This window comes from Microbacterium sp. SORGH_AS_0888 (assembly GCF_030818905.1).
Classification (GTDB): domain Bacteria; phylum Actinomycetota; class Actinomycetes; order Actinomycetales; family Microbacteriaceae; genus Microbacterium.
The window spans coordinates 836117-852109 of sequence record NZ_JAUTAZ010000001.1 but is presented as its reverse complement, the minus strand read 5'-3'; the positions used below and the strand labels follow the sequence as shown (position 1 = coordinate 852109).

The window sequence follows — 15993 nt, the reverse complement described above, 5'->3', positions numbered from 1 at the left end:
ATCACATGGCGACCGAAGAGACCCTCGTCCTGGTCAAGCCCGATGGCGTCGCACGCGGCCTCACCGGCGCGATCCTCGCTCGTATCGAGGCGAAGGGGTACGCGCTCGTCGATCTGCGACTCGTCGACCCCGACCGTGAGCGGCTGGAGCGTCACTACGAGGAGCACGTCGGAAAGCCGTTCTACGAGCCGCTGGTCGAGTTCATGATGTCGGGGCCCTCCGTCGCCATCCGCCTCGCCGGCAACCGGGTCATCGAGGGGTTCCGCTCGCTCGCCGGGACCACGGACCCGACCACGGCCGCTCCCGGGACCATCCGCGGCGACTTCGGGCGCGACTGGGGCGTCGCCGTGCAGCAGAACCTCGTCCACGGCAGCGACAGCCCGGAGTCCGCGGCCCGTGAGCTGGAGATCTGGTTCGGCTGACGCCGACTCAGCCGTTCGCGAACCCCGTCAGGTCGGTGCGCGACAGCACGAGCGAGTAGCCGCTCTTCTCGGCGCGGAGGCCGTTCTCCTCCGCTGCCGCGGCGAGGGAGACCCGCTGGCCATCGCCATCCTTCGTGTAGAGGTATGTCGTGGCGACACGCATGGTCGACGTCTCTGTCGCCAGGACGTTCAGGATCCGCGTGAGCGTCTCGGTCGAGACCCTGCCGGCGGGGTCGAGGGCCGCGGGGGCGAGCGTGACGGTGACGGTCAGGTCGCCGCCGAAGCTGGTCTGGTATGTCGCTTCCGCCGTGGTCACGCCGATGTCGGACGATTCGAGGACACGAGCGAGCGCATCGGCGCGGTCGCTCTGGGACGGTCCGAACACGGAGCAGCCCGAGAGGGCCAGGGCGAGAACGGCGGCGCCGACGATCAGCACGGCGCGGCGCGCAACGCTGCGCATCACGCCCCCAGCGCCCGTGCGCCCGTGAGGTCGCACGTGTCGTAGACGTCGGCGAGGCGGCGGATCACTCCCGCGTTGCGGGTGAGCCGCTCGGCGCGCTGCTGCATCTCGGCGAGGGCCGTGGTGCTCGCCGAGATCGCCGCGTCGGAGGCCTCGCCGCTCGTGGTGGCGCGAAGCGCGTCGATTCCCTGCCGCAGCTCCTCGGCCGCCGCGGTCAGCTCGGCCGCCTGAGAGTCGAGGCGAGCCGCCTGATCGATCAGCGGCCCGAGCTGGATGTCGATGTGCGCGGACACGGGGATCACCGCCCTCCGTGCTGGCGCAACTGAGCCACGATGGGCGAGGACTCGCCGAGAAGGGTTGCGGCCCGTGTCGCCGCGGCCTCCCTGGCGGCGGCCTGCGCGCGGGCGATCGTGCGGGTGAGCGTCGCCGCGAGCGCCGGCCCTGCCTCGGCATCCGAGTCCAGCTGGATGGCGGTGACCGCTCCCTCGACGCCGGCCGTCACGGCGCACTCGCCCCGTTCACTCCGCACGGTGGCGGTGATGGTGCGGAGCTGTTCGAGTCCGGAATCGAGGTCGGCGCGAGCCTCGCGGGCAGCAGCGAGCTGCGCGTCGAGTCGCGCCCGTGCCGCCTCCAGACGTGTATCGATGTCCGTGCTCATCCGTCACTCTCCTGTTCGTGCGACATAGACCTCTTCGACCGTGCCGTTGAGGAAGCTCCAGTCGTTCTTGAGGGCTCCGCCGTTGTCGAGATAGCCGGTGAAGTCCTTGTCGTAGTTGTCCGCGTTGTGGGTGTCGCCCGGGGACATGGATCCACCGGGGTCGGGGAGGACGACCCAGTCGACGTTGTCGGGAACCGTCGCGGTCGTGCCGAAGCCCGGCCCGAGCGGTCCGTTGTAGATCTCGGGGTGCCCTCTCACCGGCGTCTGAAGGTCGAGCTTGGCGACGGGATCGGAGACGTGCTCGACCTGCAGCACGGGAATGTTCCCGGGGATGTCGAACCCGTCGATGGGAGAGCCGTTCGTGACGACGCCCACCGTGTCGTAGGGGAGCGAGCCGTCCGCGGCGAGGTTGCCCGCCATGATCCCGCCCTGGCTGAAGCCCGACCACACGACGTCCGACCCGGGCGGGACCCCGGCGTCGGAGAGCGCCTGCATGACGGCCCGCTCGTACTGTGTGCGCAGCACCGGGTTGTTCATGACCATGAGGGCGATGTTGCTGTCGAGGTCGTTCATCGGACCGAGGTCGGCGAAGGTGTCCGCCCAGTCGCCCCCGAAGAACCCCTTGAGGACGCCCCAGTCCTGGGTGGACGGCAGGTTCACGAGCGTGTAGGTCGATCCGTCCGGGCGGCGCACCGTGGTGACGCTGATCGCGGTCTGCTCGTCGCCGCTGATGCGGTCGATCAGACGGTTGCCGGCGATGAGATCGGCGGGGGAGGTGATCTCGCCCCGCTCCATGAGCGCTTCGTACTGCGCCGGATCGGCTGCGTCCGCGGGATCGAGCTCACCGACCCGAGGGTCCGCGCGCAGGAGGTCTCCGAGCCCGGTGCCCAGCAGGTAGGCCAGCGGGCCGCCGATGATCCCGGTCAACGCCGGCAGCATCCGGCCCAGGAGGTCCCGCAGCACGACGAGGCCGTCCTCGACGATGGGCGCGAGCTCGGCGAGCAGCCGCGCGAGCTGCGCGACGGAGGTCAGGAGCGCGTCGATCAGGTCGCGGCCGAGCTCGACGACGTCCCAGGCCGCGTCCGCGAACCGTCGGATGTCGTTCAGCTTGTCGAGGGGGTTGAGCGAGAAGCCCACCATCGAGTCGGCGAGGCGGGCGAGGGACGAGAGCAGCCCGCAGACGGCGTCGCGGCAGGCCGTGACGAGCGTCGAGGCGAGTGCCAGCGCGGCGGAGGCGGCACCCGACCAGTCCCGTACGTCGCTCAGCAGCTCGGACAGCTCGCCGTGACGCTCGCGGAGCGCGCGCACGGTGCGCCCGTCGCCCTCGTCGAGTGCGCGGCGCGCCGCTTCGAGATCCTCCGCGACCTCGCCGACCGTCGCCTCGACGGTGCTCCACTCGGCGCTGCGGGCGGAGACGGCGCCCGGGTCGCCCTGCAGCTCGTCGAGCCACTGCGGAAGCGGCTGGACGTACGTCAGCACCCATCCGACGAGACCGGGGATCGAGGTGCACCCCTGGTCGGAGCCGCGAGGAACGCCCGCTGCCCACGTCTCGCTGCGCAGCCGTGCCGCAACGGTCGCCGCAATGCTCACGCGCTCGTACTCCCGCATGACGGCGACGGCTTCGCCCTCGACGTCGTCGAAGGCCGCGCGCGCGGTGTCGACGCCGCGTTGCATGGCGGCCGTCACGCGGCCGGCGTCGGTCAGAAGGCGCGCCGCCTGGTCGGCGAGGCCGTTGACCGCGGGGACGAGGATGCTCGATGCCAGCACTCCGAATGCCGAGGCCGGGACGTTGCCCGACGCGGCGGCTGCGGCGCTTCCGAGCGTCGAGGTCGCCTGAGCGAGCGTCGACGACTGTGCGTGCAGCACGTCCGTGTCGATCGCGATGTGCGTTCTGCCCGTCATGGCACCCCCGTTCTCCGCTCGCGGCCACCCTAACCGAGCGCCGGGGCGGAGCGCGGGGGCATCCGTCAGGGCTGTGGAGAACGCGCCGGCGTCAGAACAGCGTCCCGAGGATGTCGAGATTCAGCTGCGCCGCGCCGAAGATCACGATGTAGCCCGCGAGGCTGATGAGCGGCACCCACCAGACGAGGGCGCGGCCCACCCGGGCCAGCGCCGGGCCCGCCAGTCCCGCGGCCAGATTGCGCACGGTGGTCCCGGTCCACATCGGGATCACGACCAGGTACACGAGAGCGCACCAGGGGCACAGCGTGCGGATGTCGAAGATGCTCTCGAACGCGAGCCAGAAGACGAAGCAGATCGCGAACGTCAGGCCTGCGTTGAACAGCCACCAGAACCAGGCCGAGAACCGGGCTCGCGCCAGCAGCGCGACGCCGACCGCGACCGGAGCCGGGAACGTCATGAGACCGAGGATCGGGTTGGGGAAGCCGAAGACGCTGCCCTGCCACGAGCCGATGTTCTTGCCGCATTGCAGGTACGCGTTCACATTGCAGCTCAGGCCGGCATTCGGGTCCTGGAGCAGCGCGATGTCGTCCATCGTGAGTGAGAACGACGCGAGGAGCCCGAGCAGACCTCCCACGATCAGCAGGATGGCGAGGGCGGGGGAGCGGTGCGGCGCTGGGGCATCGGGCATGGGTCGGATTATCGCACCGCCCGCTGACCGATCGCCCGCCACACGGCCGGAAGAAAGCGTCGATCGCGCAGAAACGCGCCGAGGATGCGATAATGATCCAGATGCGTGCTGCGGCCGCGCCGCGCCGCGCATCATCGCAGACTTTCGGGCGACGAACGCCCGCCGCAGTTCGAGCGACGAGCCGACTGCAGACCGAGTGAGTTCGCGGCACCGCTGGTGCGGCGCCGCACCAGATTTCGCCGGGCGACGCGCGGTGTCGCCCCGCCAGGGAGTACGCCGGTGATGGCCGATGATGAGAACACGCAGACAGCACACGACGCCGCGGATGACGCGACTCTGACGTTCCCGGAGGAGACGGCGCCATCGCCGGCGCCGACCGGTGACGAGGCCACGGCGCCCGCTCCGGAGCCCACCGCGAGCGAGGAGGCCGTCGCGAGCGAGGAGCCCACCGCGAGCGAGGAGCCCGTCGCCCGGGAGGTGGACGAGCCCGTCGCGGAAGAGGGTCGAGCAGCCGACGCCGGCATCGTCGTCCGACGAGGCCGATCAGCCCGCCGCCGCGCCCGCGGAGGAAGCCGCCGCCCAGCCCGCAGCCGCGGAGCCGGCAGAGCCGGAGGCTCCTGTGACGGCCGTCTCGCTTGGGCTGCTGCCGGAGCAGTTCGTGTCCGCGGTCAGCACCGCGCTCCACTTCTACGCCCCCGAGATCGTGCCGCTGCCGGCCCTGCCCGACGAGGAGCCCGAGCGCACCGGTCCCGCCTCCGCGGGCTCGAACCGCCGACGCAACCGTCGCCGCGGCGAGGGCGGCGAGCAGAACGAGGCCCCGCGGCCTCCGCGCGCCGTCGAGGTCATCACCGAGCCGCAGCGCATCAAGGGCTCGACGCGGCTCGAGGCCAAGAAGCAGCGCCGTCGCGACGGCCGCGATGCCGGACGCCGCCGCCCCGTGGTCACCGAGGCGGAGTTCCTCGCCCGTCGTGAGGCGGTGGACCGCGTCATGGTCGTGCGCTCGAAGAACGGCCGGGTCCAGATCGCGGTTCTCGAGGACAACGTCCTCGTGGAGCACTACGTCGCCCGCAACCAGGACGCATCCCTCATCGGCAACGTGTACCTCGGCCGCGTGCAGAACGTGCTCCCGAGCATGGAGGCGGCCTTCGTCGACATCGGCCGTGGCCGCAACGCGGTGCTGTACTCGGGCGAGGTCGACTGGGACAACGTCGAGACGGGCAATCAGCCGCGCCGCATCGAGCTCGCGCTCAAGAGCGGTGACCGCGTCCTCGTCCAGGTCACGAAGGACCCGGTGGGCCACAAGGGCGCGCGGCTGACGAGCCAGATCTCGCTCCCCGGCCGTTACCTCGTGTACGTGCCCGCCGGTGCCATGAACGGCATCTCGCGCAAGCTTCCCGACACCGAGCGTGCGCGCCTCAAGCGCATCCTCAAGGAGGTCCTGCCCGAGTCCTCCGGTGTCATCGTGCGCACGGCCGCGGAGGGGGCGACGGAGGAGCAGCTCACCCGCGATGTGCAGCGGCTCACGGCTCAGTGGGAGCACATCAGCCGTCAGGTCGAGTCGATGCAGGCTCCCGCTCTGCTCCACTCCGAGCCCGACCTGCTCGTCAAGATCGTGCGCGACGTCTTCAACGAGGACTTCACGAAGATGCTCATCCAGGGCGAAGAGGCGCAGCAGACGATCGAGAGCTACCTCCAGAGCGTGGCCCCGGACCTGCTCGAGCGTGTCGAGCGGTACGAGGGCGATCACGACCCGTTCGACGAGTTCCGCGTGACGGAGCAGATCGAGAAAGCCCTCGACCGCAAGGTGTGGCTGCCCTCCGGCGGGTCGCTCGTCATCGACCGCACCGAGGCGATGACCGTCGTCGACGTCAACACGGGCAAGTTCGTCGGCTCCGGCGGCAACCTCGAGGAGACCGTCACCAAGAACAACCTCGAGGCGGCCGAGGAGATCGTGCGTCAGCTCCGGCTGCGCGACATCGGCGGCATCATCGTCGTCGACTTCATCGACATGGTGCTGGAGTCCAACCGCGACCTCGTGCTGCGACGGCTCATCGAGTGCCTGAGCCGTGACCGCACGAAGCACCAGGTGGCCGAGGTCACCTCGCTCGGCCTCGTCCAGATGACGCGCAAGAAGCTCGGTCTCGGGCTGCTCGAGACCTTCAGCGAGCCCTGCGAGGTCTGCGCGGGCCGCGGCGTCGTCGTGCACCACGACCCGGTCATGAAGCACCGTGCCGCGTCGCCGGCGGGCGGCAACGCTCGTCGCAGCCGCCCGGCGGCGACAAGCCCGGCGCAGGGCGCGGGAGCGCACGTGATCACGGAGGGCGTGAAGTCCGCGCTGGCGCAGATCGCGGCATCCACGATCCACCACGAGCAGGAGCCGGAGGCGGCCCACGTCGTGGAGCCGGTCGTCGTCGAGGAGGTCGCCGAGGAGCGGCCCCGCAAGCGTCGCAAGCGTCCGGAGCCGCAGGCGCCCAAGACCGAGAAGGACATCCTGCTCGACTCCGTGCTGAACGCGCTGCCGGAGCCGAAGGCTCCCGGGCAGGGGCGCGCGCGGCGCCGTGTCACGACGGCCGCGTTGAGCGGGACGCCCGTCGTCCACACCCCCGAGTCGGAGTGACTCAGACGGCCCGGCGCTGCCGGGCCGTGATGCGCAGTCCCGAGGCGATGAGCGCACGAACGAGCGTGTGGCCGTCGACATGACGCGCGCCCGCCGCGACCAGGCGGGCGTGCGCCTCCTCGGGGACGTCGTAGTGATCGCGGTCGAAACCGCGGCGCGGGATGCCGTTGCGCGCGGCGAAGCGGTGCAGCTCCTCCAGGTCCGAGTCGCTGATCAGATGCGCCCACAGCCGTCCGTGCGCAGGCCAGCGGGGGTCGTCGATCAGCACGGTCATCCCGGCATTCTAGATTCCGCTCGCGACACGGCGATGCGCGCTTTTGCCCCTGGGCTCCGGATCCGGTAAAGTATTCCTTTGGTGCGTTGAGACATCCGCACCGCAGTCTTTGTTACCGGAGCCGAGCGCTCCCAGACGAAACAGGTGTGAAGTGGTCTACGCAGTTGTGCGCGCCGGCGGTCGGCAGGAGAAGGTCGAGGTCGGCACCATCGTCGTCCTCGATCGGCAGTCGGCCTCGATCGGCGACACGATCGAGCTCCCCGCCGTGCTGCACGTGGACGGTGACACCGTCACCACCGACGCCGACAAGCTCGCGAAGGTGACCGTCACCGCCGAGGTGCTCGGCGAGGAGCGCGGCCCCAAGATCGTGATCCAGAAGTTCAAGAACAAGACCGGCTACAAGAAGCGTCAGGGGCACCGTCAGGACCTCACGCGCGTCAAGATCACCGGCATCAAGTAAGGCCAAGAGGGGACGCTTCAGATGGCACACAAAAAGGGCGCAAGCTCCACCCGCAACGGCCGTGACTCGAACGCGCAGCGCCTCGGCGTCAAGCGCTTCGGCGGCCAGACCGTGAACGCCGGCGAGATCCTCGTCCGTCAGCGCGGCACCCACTTCCACCCGGGCGCGAACGTCGGCCGTGGCGGCGACGACACGCTGTTCGCGCTGTCCGCCGGTGCTGTCGAGTTCGGCACCAAGGGCGGCCGCAAGGTCGTCAACGTGGTGGCGGCCGCGGAGTAATCCACACTTCTCGACGAGGGGCGGGCTTCGGCTCGCCCCTCGTCTCGTTTCGAAAGCAGGCACCCTGATGACCACCTTCGTCGATCGAGTGACCCTGCATCTGCGTGCGGGAAAGGGCGGCAACGGCTGCGTGTCGGTGCGCCGTGAGAAGTTCAAGCCGCTCGCGGGACCGGACGGCGGGAACGGCGGGAACGGCGGCGACGTCGTGCTGGTCGCCGACCCCCAGACCACGACGCTGCTGTCCTACCACCACTCGCCGCACCGGTCCGCCGGCAACGGCGGGTTCGGCATGGGCGACCACCGTTCCGGCGCGCTCGGCGAGTCGCTCGAGCTCCCGGTGCCCGTCGGAACGGTCGTGAAGGACGCCGACGGCACGACCCTCACCGACATGATCGAGCCCGGCATGCGCTTCGTGGTCGCCCCCGGCGGCCGCGGCGGTCTCGGGAACGCGGCTCTGGCCTCGCCCAAGCGCAAGGCGCCGGGCTTCGCGCTGCTCGGCACGCCCGGCTGGGAGGGCGACGTCGTCCTGGAGCTCAAGACCGTCGCCGACGTCGCGCTGGTCGGCTTCCCGTCCGCCGGCAAGTCGAGCCTGATCGCGGCGATGTCCGCGGCGCGGCCCAAGATCGCGGACTATCCGTTCACGACCCTGCACCCGAACCTGGGTGTCGTCCAGGCCGGCGACATCCGATACACGATCGCCGACGTGCCCGGCCTCATCGAGGGCGCCAGCGAAGGTCGCGGGCTCGGTCTCGAGTTCCTGCGTCACGTCGAGCGGTGCACGGCGCTCGTGCACGTGCTGGACTGCGCGACGCTAGAGCCCGGGCGCGACCCGCTCAGCGACCTGGACGTGATCCTCGCCGAGCTCGGCGCCTATCCCGTGCCGGAGGGGCAGACACCGCTGCTCGAGCGCCCGCAGGTGGTCGCGCTGAACAAGATCGACGTGCCCGAGGCCCGTGAGCTGGCCGCCTTCGTGCGTGCCGACCTCGAGGCACGCGGCTACCGCGTCTTCGACATCTCCACCGTGAGCCGCGAGGGACTGCGTGAGCTCAGCTTCGCCCTGGCCGGAATCGTCGAGGAGCACCGCAAGGCGCTCGCCGACGCGCCCGCGCCCGAGCGCATCGTCATCCGTCCCCGCGGCGCGGAACGCGAGTTCAGCGTGCGTGTCGAGGGCGGCTCCTACGGGCCCGTCTACCGCGTGCTCGGCGAGAAGCCCGTGCGCTGGGTGCAGCAGACCGACTTCCAGAACGAGGAGGCCGTCGGCTTCCTCGCTGACCGCCTCAACAAGCTCGGCGTCGAGGACGAGCTCGTGCGTGCGGGTGCCGCGCCCGGCGCGACCGTCGTGATCGGCGAGGGGGACGGCATCGTCTTCGACTGGCAGCCGTCGATGACCTCGGCGGCCGAGGTCATGGTGGCCCCGCGTGGCACCGATCCGCGTCTGGACCAGAACCCGCGGCGCACGACATCGCAGCGCCGCGAGCGGTATCACGAGCTGATGGACGCGAAGGCCGCCGCGCGCGCGGAGCTGGAGACGGACCGGTTCGAGGAGGACGAGTGACCACACACGAGCGCGAAGAGCTCCCCGCGGCGCGGCGGATCGTCGTCAAGGTCGGCTCCTCCTCGATCAGCGGCGAGCACGCCGGCAACATCCAGCCGCTCGTCGAGCGCCTTGCGGCGGCGCACGGCCGCGGCACCGAGGTCGTGCTCGTCTCGTCCGGCGCGATCGCGACCGGGATGCCGTTCCTCGACCTCGACACGCGTCCGAGCGACCTGGCCACGCAGCAGGCAGCCGCCGCGGTGGGGCAGAACATGCTCATCTACCGGTACCAGGAGGCGTTGCGTCCCTTCGGGATCGTCGCCGGACAGGTGCTGCTGACCGCGGGAGACCTCGAGAACGCCACCCACCGTTCCAATGCGCGCCGCGCCATGGAACGGCTGCTGGGACTGCGCATCCTGCCGATCGTCAACGAGAACGACACGGTCGCGACCCACGAGATCCGCTTCGGCGACAACGACCGGCTGGCGGCGCTCGTCGCGCAGCTCATCCACGCCGACGCCCTCGTGCTCCTCAGCGACATCGAGTGCCTGTACACCCGGCCGCCGGACGAGCCGGGCGCGCGTCCCATCGAGCGGGTCGCACACGACGACGATCTCGCCGGCTTCCAGTTCGGCTCGGTCGTCGTCAACAGCGTCGGCACCGGGGGAGCGGCCACCAAGGTGTCGGCCGCCCGTGTGGCCGCGGCATCCGGCGTCGGGGTGCTCGTCACGAGCGTGGATCTCGTGGCGCAGGCGCTGGCGGGCGAGCCGGTCGGCACCTGGTTCGAGCCCGATCCGAACGCCGTCCCCGCTCCCGCGACGGGAGCGGTCGGCACGGTCGGCGCGCGTAGCTGACCTACTCCCGCCGGAGTACGCCGACCGCCTGCGAGAAGCCGATGCGGCGCTCGCGGCGCGGGCATAGCATCAGGGGATGTCGGTGCCCGATGTCCCCGTGAGCGTCGGCGGACGTCGCCCGAGCGCCCATGCGCGCCTGGTCCTGCCCGTGGCGATCTCGCTCGTCGTGCAGGTGCCGGCAGCGCTGTGGCACGCCGCCGTCCTCGCGAGGGCCGCGCCCGCGATGACCACCGTGCACGTGGTACTGGCGATCGCGGGTCCGCTGGTGCTCCTCGCCGCGCGGAGACTGCCCGGGCCGGTCGTCGCCGTCGTCAGCGTCTTCGCCGTCGTCGACGTCCTGGTTGTGCCGGGGGCCGGGCCGCCCTACGTCGCGCTGGCGTTCGCCATCGTCGGCGCGGTGGCACGCGGTGCGCTGGTCTGGGCGGCGGTCGCGGTGGGGGCGGGCTGGTCGCTCGTGGTCATCGCCGCGTCGCTGACCGACCGGGAGTGGCGGCCGCCGGTCGTGGTCGGCGCGACACTCGCGCTCGCCGCCTGTTTCGGGATCGGCACCGCGCTCCGTCACCGGGAACAGCGTCTCCGGGCCGCGCGGGAGGCGGCGGATCGGCATCGCGTGCAGGCCGAGGAACGCGAGCGTGTCCGCATCGCGCGGGAGCTGCACGACGTGCTCGGTCACGCGCTGTCGCAGATCAGTGTGCAGGCCGGCGTCGGTCTGCACCTGTTCGACCGCGATCCCGAGCAGGCACGGGCGTCGCTGACGCACATCCGGGATGCGGCCGGACTCGCTCTGGACGACGTCCGCGGCGTCCTCGGGGTCCTGCGTGACGGCGAGGCTCCGCTGGCCCCCGCGGGCGACATCGATGCCGTGGGCGACCTCGTGAGCCGCACCCGCGGCCCGGGCCTCCGCGTCGAGCTCGATGATCGCCTGGGAGGTGCACGGCCGTCGCCGGCGACGCAGCTGGCGGCCTACCGGATCGTGCAGGAGGCGCTCACCAACTCGCTGCGCCACTCGGCCGCGTCCCGCGTCGTCGTCACGCTCGAACGGTCGGGGGAGGCGCTCGTCGCCGCGATAGAGGACGACGGCGTGGGCGTGGGAGCGGTCGGCGACGGTCACGGCCTGCGGGGCATGGGAGAACGGGCTGCCCTGCTCGGCGGCGACGTCGAGATCGGGAACGCCGCCTCCGGCGGGGCGCGGATCATCGCCCGGCTGCCGTGGACGGAGAACCCGTGATCCGGGTGGCGCTGGCAGACGACCAGCTGCTCGTGCGGGCCGGCTTCCGCGCATTGCTCGACGCCGAGAGCGACATCGACGTGCGCGTCGAGGCATCCACGGGGCGCGCCCTGATCGAGGCCCTGCGTGAGACGCCGGTCGATGTCGTGCTGATGGATGTGCGGATGCCGGACGGCGACGGGCTGTGGGCCACCGAGCAGATCGCCGCGGACCCGGCGCTCGTCGGCATCCACGTCGTGATCGTCACGACCTTCGAGCTCGACGAGTACGTCATCCGCGCCGTGCGGGCCGGTGCCGCGGGCTTCCTCGTGAAGGACACGGACCCCGCGGACCTCGTGCGCGCCGTGCGCGCCGCAGCCGCCGGTGATGCGTTGCTCTCGCCGGGCGTGACCCGGCGGCTGCTGGCCCGCGTCGCCCTCGGCGCGCGGGATGTGCCTGCCGCCACCACGCTCGACGTGCTCACGGAGCGGGAACGCGAGGTGCTGCGCCTGGTCGGCCTCGGGTTGAGCAACGAGGAGATCGCCCGCGAGCTGTTCCTGAGCCCCCTCACGTCGAAGACGCACGTCTCGCGCATCATGACGAAGCTGCACGCCCGGGACCGGGTGCATCTGGTGGTCGTCGCCTACGAGACGGGACTGGTCGCCCCCGGCTGGCAGTGACGTACTCCGGAGGGAGCACGGGCAGTGTCGCCTGCCGCCGGATTCGCCCGATGCCCTCGCGGACGAGAGTGGATCGAGCCGGCCGATGGGCGGCCGGCTCGATCGAAAGGTCATGTCATGTCCACTTCCCTCACCATCCTGTCCGCGATGCCGGTCGCGCACTGGATGGGTCCCCACCCGGGGCCGTTCCTGTTCCTGATCCCGCTCGTCTTCCTCCTGCTCGTCGGGGCCCTCGTCTTCGCCCTCGTCTTCCGGCGTCGCCGTTTCGCTCCTCAGACCGGCCCCTGGGCGGCACCGTCACGAGGCAGCTCGGCGGAACAGATCCTCGCCGAGCGGTTCGCGCGCGGCGAGGTGGACGAGCCCGAGTACCGCGCGCGGCTGGAAGCCCTCCGTGCCCACCGTCCCGACGCCTGAGGAGCCGGCCGTCGGGCCGGTCCTGCTGGCTAGAATGACGGAATGAGCCTCACCACGACGACCGCGCGGGAGCGCATGGTGCTCGCGAAGGATGCCGCCCGCCAGGTGGGCCTTCTGGGCGACGCGGAGAAAGCCGAGCTGCTGCGCGCGATCGCCGCAGCGATCGAGGCGGCGACGCCCGACGTCGTCGAGGCCAACGAGGAAGACCTGCGCCGGGGTGTCGAGAACGGCCTCTCCGACGCGTTGCGCGACCGGCTGCGTCTGGATGAGGGCCGCATCGCCGCGCTCGCCGCCGCCGTCCGCGACGTCGCCGAGCTCCCCGACCCGGTCGGGCGGGTGATCGAGCAGCGCACGCTGCCGAACGGGCTCGAGCTCACCAAGGTCTCGGTCCCGTTCGGGGTGGTGGGTGCGATCTACGAGGCACGGCCCAACGTGACGGTCGACATCGCCGCCCTCGCGCTGCGCTCCGGCAACGCCGTCGTGCTCCGCGGCGGGACGGCCGCGGAGCTCACGAACGCGGCGCTCGTCGAGGCGATGCGCGCGGCGCTCGCCGATCAGGGCGTCGATCCCGAGGCGATCCAGACGCTGGACTCTTTCGGACGAGACGGTGCCGCCGAGCTCATGCACGCGCGAGGTCTCATCGACGTCCTGGTGCCGCGCGGCAGCGCCGCCCTGATCGAACGGGTCGTGACCGAGTCGACCGTGCCCGTCATCGAGACCGGTGCCGGCGTCGTGCACATCTTCCTCGACGAGTCGGCGCCGATCGAGCGTGCGCAGGAGATCGTCGTCAACGCCAAGGTCCAGCGGCCGAGCGTCTGCAACGCGGTCGAGACCGTGCTCGTGCACCGCGCCGCCGCCGACCGGCTCGTCGCACCCGTGACGGCCGCGCTGCAGGAGGCCGGCGTCACGGTGCACGGCGACGCAGATGTCGCGGCTCGGGCGGAGGGCGTCGTCCCCGCCGATGAGACCGACTGGGCGACGGAGTACCTGTCGCTCGACATCGCGATGCGCGTCGTGGACGACCTGGACGGCGCCCTCGCGCACATCCGCGACTACTCGACGCAGCACACCGAGTCGATCATCACGGAAGACCCGGACGCGGCGGAGCGGTTCCTGGCCGAGGTCGACTCCGCCGTGGTGATGGCCAACGCCTCGACGCGGTTCACCGATGGGGGCGAGTTCGGCTTCGGCGCCGAGGTCGGCATCTCGACGCAGAAGCTCCACGCTCGTGGTCCGATGGGCCTTCCCGAGCTGACCAGCCAGAAGTGGCTCGTGCGCGGCGACGGCCAGGTGCGCCGGTGAACGATAGACTGGCTCGACCGTTGACGTCGCCCACCCGATCGGAGTCCTGATGATCGTCGCCACGCTGCTGGCCGCCGCTGCAGAGACCGAGCACCACGGCAACGTGATGCTCGAGACGATCGGCTACCCGATCGTCGCGGCGATCGTCTTCCTCTTCCTCGGGCTCGTGACGCTGTCCTACCGTCATGTCTCCAACCGTCACCCGCGCAAGTCGGCGGTCTACGCAGAGAAGCACGCGAAGGATCTGCAGCCTCACGGGCACGGCCACTGAGGCACATGACGGCGACGCGCGCCCCGCGGATCGGGGTGATGGGCGGAACGTTCGATCCCATCCATCACGGTCACCTGGTCGCGGCGAGCGAGGTCGCCGCATCCTTCGACCTCGACCGGGTCGTCTTCGTCCCGACGGGGCAGCCCTGGCAGAAGTCGAAGGTGTCGCCCAGCGAAGACCGGTATCTCATGACCGTCATCGCGACGGCGTCGAACCCCAGCTTCACCGTGAGCCGCGTTGACATCGATCGCACAGGCCCGACCTATACGATCGATACCCTGCGCGACCTGAAGCGGCAGCATCCGGAGGCGGAGCTGTTCTTCATCACGGGAGCCGACGCCGTGGCGCAGATCTTCAGTTGGCGAAACCATGACGAACTGTGGGACCTCGCGCACTTCGTGGCGGTGTCCAGACCGGGACATGCGCTGTCGGCCGCGGAGCTTCCGGAGGGCAAGGTGAGCCTGTTGGAGATCCCTGCCCTGGCGATCTCGTCAACGGATTGCCGCGACCGCGTGAGACGAGATAAGCCGGTGTGGTACCTCGTCCCGGACGGAGTCGTCCAGTACATTGCGAAGCATCACCTCTATCGGAGCAAGGCATGAGCACCCCTGACCAGCCGAGCACGCCGCCGCTGACGCGGCGCCAACTGCGGGAGATCCGCAACACGGGATCGACCCCGATCGTCTCGGAGGAGACGACGGAGGAACCCACGGCGCCGGAGCAACCGGCGCCTCCGGCTCCGCTCCCGCGCGCGGCGGAGCCCGCCGCGGTGGCTCCCGCGCCGCGGCCGGATGCGAGTGTCGATCTCGGGGTGTCCCCCCTCACCCGGCGTCAGGCGCGTGAGCAGGAGCGCATCCGCACGGCGTCCATCCCGGTCGTCTCGGCGGATGTCGCGCCCGAGCCCGCGTTCCCCCCGGTGGTCGTGCCGGCTCTCGACGTCGAGCCCGTCGTGGACGTGCCGGCCGTCGATGCCGAGGCCGCGGCGGAGGTGCCCGTCACCCGCGCGGAGGAGGCGCTCGGCACCGCCCCGTCGTCGGAGGCCGAGGCTCCCGTCACGGTCTCCGAGAAGCTCGGCAGCAAGCTGCTGAAGGGCCAGGCGCCCGACGCCGCGCTTCCCGCGTCGTTCGATCAGCTCCTCACCCGCGACAGCTCGTCGACCGGGGCGGTCGCGACGCCGAACGCGCTCATCCTCACCCAGACGCCTTCTGCGCCGCTCGTGGGCCCTGTCACCGCGACGGGGGAGGTCATCATCACGGGGACGTTCGATCTTCCCGAGGGACTCGGATCGCGCGGACACGCGACGGGCGCGGCCGACGGCACCGAGGTCGATGCGGTGCTCATCGACGGTGAGCTGCCGCCGGCGTCGTCGCCGACGCCGATCGCGGCGAGCGCTGCGATCAGCACCGTGAAGGCGGCCGACGAGATCATCCGGCCTCCGGCGCCCGAGAAGGGCAGCCGACTCATGCTCGCGCTTGCGATCACGGCCGGTGCCCTGGCGCTCGCTCTCGTGGGCGTGCTGATCCTGGCCTTCGTGACGGGGGTGTTCTCGTGACGGCGACCGACACGGTGTTCGAGGTGCTGCAGATCGCCGCGCGTGCGGCGGATGAGAAGGGCGGGGAAGACCTCGTCGCCCTCGACGTGTCGGGTCCGCTTCCCCTCGTCGACGTGTTCCTGCTCGTGACGGGGCGCAACGAGCGCAACGTCGCGGCGATCGCCGACGCGATCGAGGAGAAGCTTCTCGAGGCGGGGGTGAAGCGGCTGCGCCGCGAGGGTCGCGAGGAGTCGCGCTGGGTGCTCCTCGACTTCGGTGATCTGGTGGTGCACGTGTTCCACGAGCAGGAGCGGGTGTTCTACGGCCTGGAGCGCCTGTGGAAGGACTGCCCGGTCCTGCCGATCGAGCTTCCCGTGCCGAGCTCGGATTGAGTCGCACCCCGTTCGGGCGATCTCCGCGATCCGCGCAACATCAGCAGG

19 protein-coding genes and 1 pseudogene are annotated in these 15993 nt (G+C 71.0%); 14 read left to right on the top strand and 6 right to left on the bottom strand.

Annotated elements, in window-relative coordinates:
- The first annotated feature begins 5 nt into the window (after positions 1–5).
- Positions 6–422: a nucleoside-diphosphate kinase gene (gene ndk / locus QE381_RS04175; protein ID WP_307215753.1), complete on the top strand. Its 417-nt coding sequence runs from the start codon at positions 6–8 to the stop codon at positions 420–422.
- Positions 423–429: 7 nt separating this feature from the next.
- Here the strand turns inward: ndk and QE381_RS04170 are convergent, their stop codons facing one another.
- The 5 genes from QE381_RS04170 to QE381_RS04150 form a co-directional block, all read right to left on the bottom strand.
- Positions 430–885 carry a hypothetical protein gene (locus tag QE381_RS04170; RefSeq protein WP_307215752.1) on the bottom strand — a complete coding sequence of 152 codons (456 nt, stop codon included), beginning with the start codon at positions 883–885 and terminating at the stop codon, positions 430–432.
- On the bottom strand, positions 882–1175 hold the full coding sequence (locus tag QE381_RS04165) for a PPE domain-containing protein (protein WP_307215750.1): 294 nt from the start codon (positions 1173–1175) through the stop codon (positions 882–884). The genes QE381_RS04170 and QE381_RS04165 overlap by 4 nt, the downstream gene beginning before the upstream one ends.
- Before the next feature lie 5 nt (positions 1176–1180).
- A complete protein-coding gene (locus tag QE381_RS04160; RefSeq protein WP_307215748.1) occupies positions 1181–1540 on the bottom strand; it encodes a YbaB/EbfC family nucleoid-associated protein in 360 nt (119 codons plus the stop codon).
- 3 nt (positions 1541–1543) lie between these two features.
- On the bottom strand, positions 1544–3442 hold the full coding sequence (locus QE381_RS04155) for a hypothetical protein (RefSeq protein ID WP_307215746.1): 1899 nt from the start codon (positions 3440–3442) through the stop codon (positions 1544–1546).
- Positions 3443–3533: 91 nt separating this feature from the next.
- The gene (locus tag QE381_RS04150; RefSeq protein ID WP_307215744.1) at positions 3534–4130 is read right to left on the bottom strand and encodes a vitamin K epoxide reductase family protein; all 597 of its coding nucleotides are present in this window, start codon (positions 4128–4130) and stop codon (positions 3534–3536) included.
- A gap of 282 nt (positions 4131–4412) precedes the next feature.
- On the opposite strand from QE381_RS04150, the pseudogene QE381_RS04145 reads away from it, so the two are divergent.
- A pseudogene (locus QE381_RS04145) lies at positions 4413–6747 on the top strand (Rne/Rng family ribonuclease).
- 1 nt (position 6748) lies between these two features.
- Here QE381_RS04145 and QE381_RS04140 read toward each other — a convergent pair.
- Complete coding sequence (locus QE381_RS04140; RefSeq protein ID WP_307215741.1) at positions 6749–7021, bottom strand: DUF4031 domain-containing protein; 273 nt, start codon at positions 7019–7021, stop codon at positions 6749–6751.
- A gap of 151 nt (positions 7022–7172) precedes the next feature.
- On the opposite strand from QE381_RS04140, the gene rplU reads away from it, so the two are divergent.
- The 12 genes from rplU to rsfS all read left to right on the top strand — a co-directional run bounded on the left by rplU (position 7173) and on the right by rsfS (position 15945).
- On the top strand, positions 7173–7481 hold the full coding sequence (rplU, locus tag QE381_RS04135) for a 50S ribosomal protein L21 (protein ID WP_307215739.1): 309 nt from the start codon (positions 7173–7175) through the stop codon (positions 7479–7481).
- Between the two features lie 21 nt (positions 7482–7502).
- The gene (gene rpmA / locus QE381_RS04130; protein ID WP_307215738.1) at positions 7503–7760 is read left to right on the top strand and encodes a 50S ribosomal protein L27; all 258 of its coding nucleotides are present in this window, start codon (positions 7503–7505) and stop codon (positions 7758–7760) included.
- Between the two features lie 67 nt (positions 7761–7827).
- Positions 7828–9315, top strand: coding sequence for a GTPase ObgE (gene obgE, locus QE381_RS04125; RefSeq protein WP_307215737.1), 1488 nt, complete (start codon positions 7828–7830; stop codon positions 9313–9315).
- Positions 9312–10148, top strand: a complete 837-nt coding sequence (gene proB, locus QE381_RS04120) for a glutamate 5-kinase (RefSeq protein WP_307215736.1) — start codon at positions 9312–9314, stop codon at positions 10146–10148. Before obgE ends, proB begins: the two co-directional genes overlap by 4 nt.
- Before the next feature lie 76 nt (positions 10149–10224).
- On the top strand, positions 10225–11376 hold the full coding sequence (locus QE381_RS04115; RefSeq protein ID WP_307215735.1) for a sensor histidine kinase: 1152 nt from the start codon (positions 10225–10227) through the stop codon (positions 11374–11376).
- Complete coding sequence (locus QE381_RS04110) at positions 11373–12035, top strand: response regulator (RefSeq protein WP_307215734.1); 663 nt, start codon at positions 11373–11375, stop codon at positions 12033–12035. Before QE381_RS04115 ends, QE381_RS04110 begins: the two co-directional genes overlap by 4 nt.
- Positions 12036–12152: 117 nt before the next feature.
- Entirely contained in the window at positions 12153–12449 is a 297-nt protein-coding gene (locus tag QE381_RS04105; protein WP_307215733.1) for an SHOCT domain-containing protein, read from the top strand.
- Between the two features lie 42 nt (positions 12450–12491).
- Entirely contained in the window at positions 12492–13751 is a 1260-nt protein-coding gene (locus QE381_RS04100) for a glutamate-5-semialdehyde dehydrogenase (protein WP_307215731.1), read from the top strand.
- A gap of 49 nt (positions 13752–13800) precedes the next feature.
- Complete coding sequence (locus tag QE381_RS04095; RefSeq protein WP_307215730.1) at positions 13801–14022, top strand: hypothetical protein; 222 nt, start codon at positions 13801–13803, stop codon at positions 14020–14022.
- Positions 14023–14027: 5 nt separating this feature from the next.
- On the top strand, positions 14028–14624 hold the full coding sequence (nadD, locus tag QE381_RS04090) for a nicotinate-nucleotide adenylyltransferase (RefSeq protein ID WP_307215728.1): 597 nt from the start codon (positions 14028–14030) through the stop codon (positions 14622–14624).
- A complete protein-coding gene (locus tag QE381_RS04085) occupies positions 14621–15574 on the top strand; it encodes a hypothetical protein (RefSeq protein WP_307215726.1) in 954 nt (317 codons plus the stop codon). The genes nadD and QE381_RS04085 overlap by 4 nt, the downstream gene beginning before the upstream one ends.
- A complete protein-coding gene (rsfS, locus tag QE381_RS04080; protein ID WP_307215724.1) occupies positions 15571–15945 on the top strand; it encodes a ribosome silencing factor in 375 nt (124 codons plus the stop codon). The genes QE381_RS04085 and rsfS overlap by 4 nt, the downstream gene beginning before the upstream one ends.
- Positions 15946–15993: the final 48 nt, after the last annotated feature.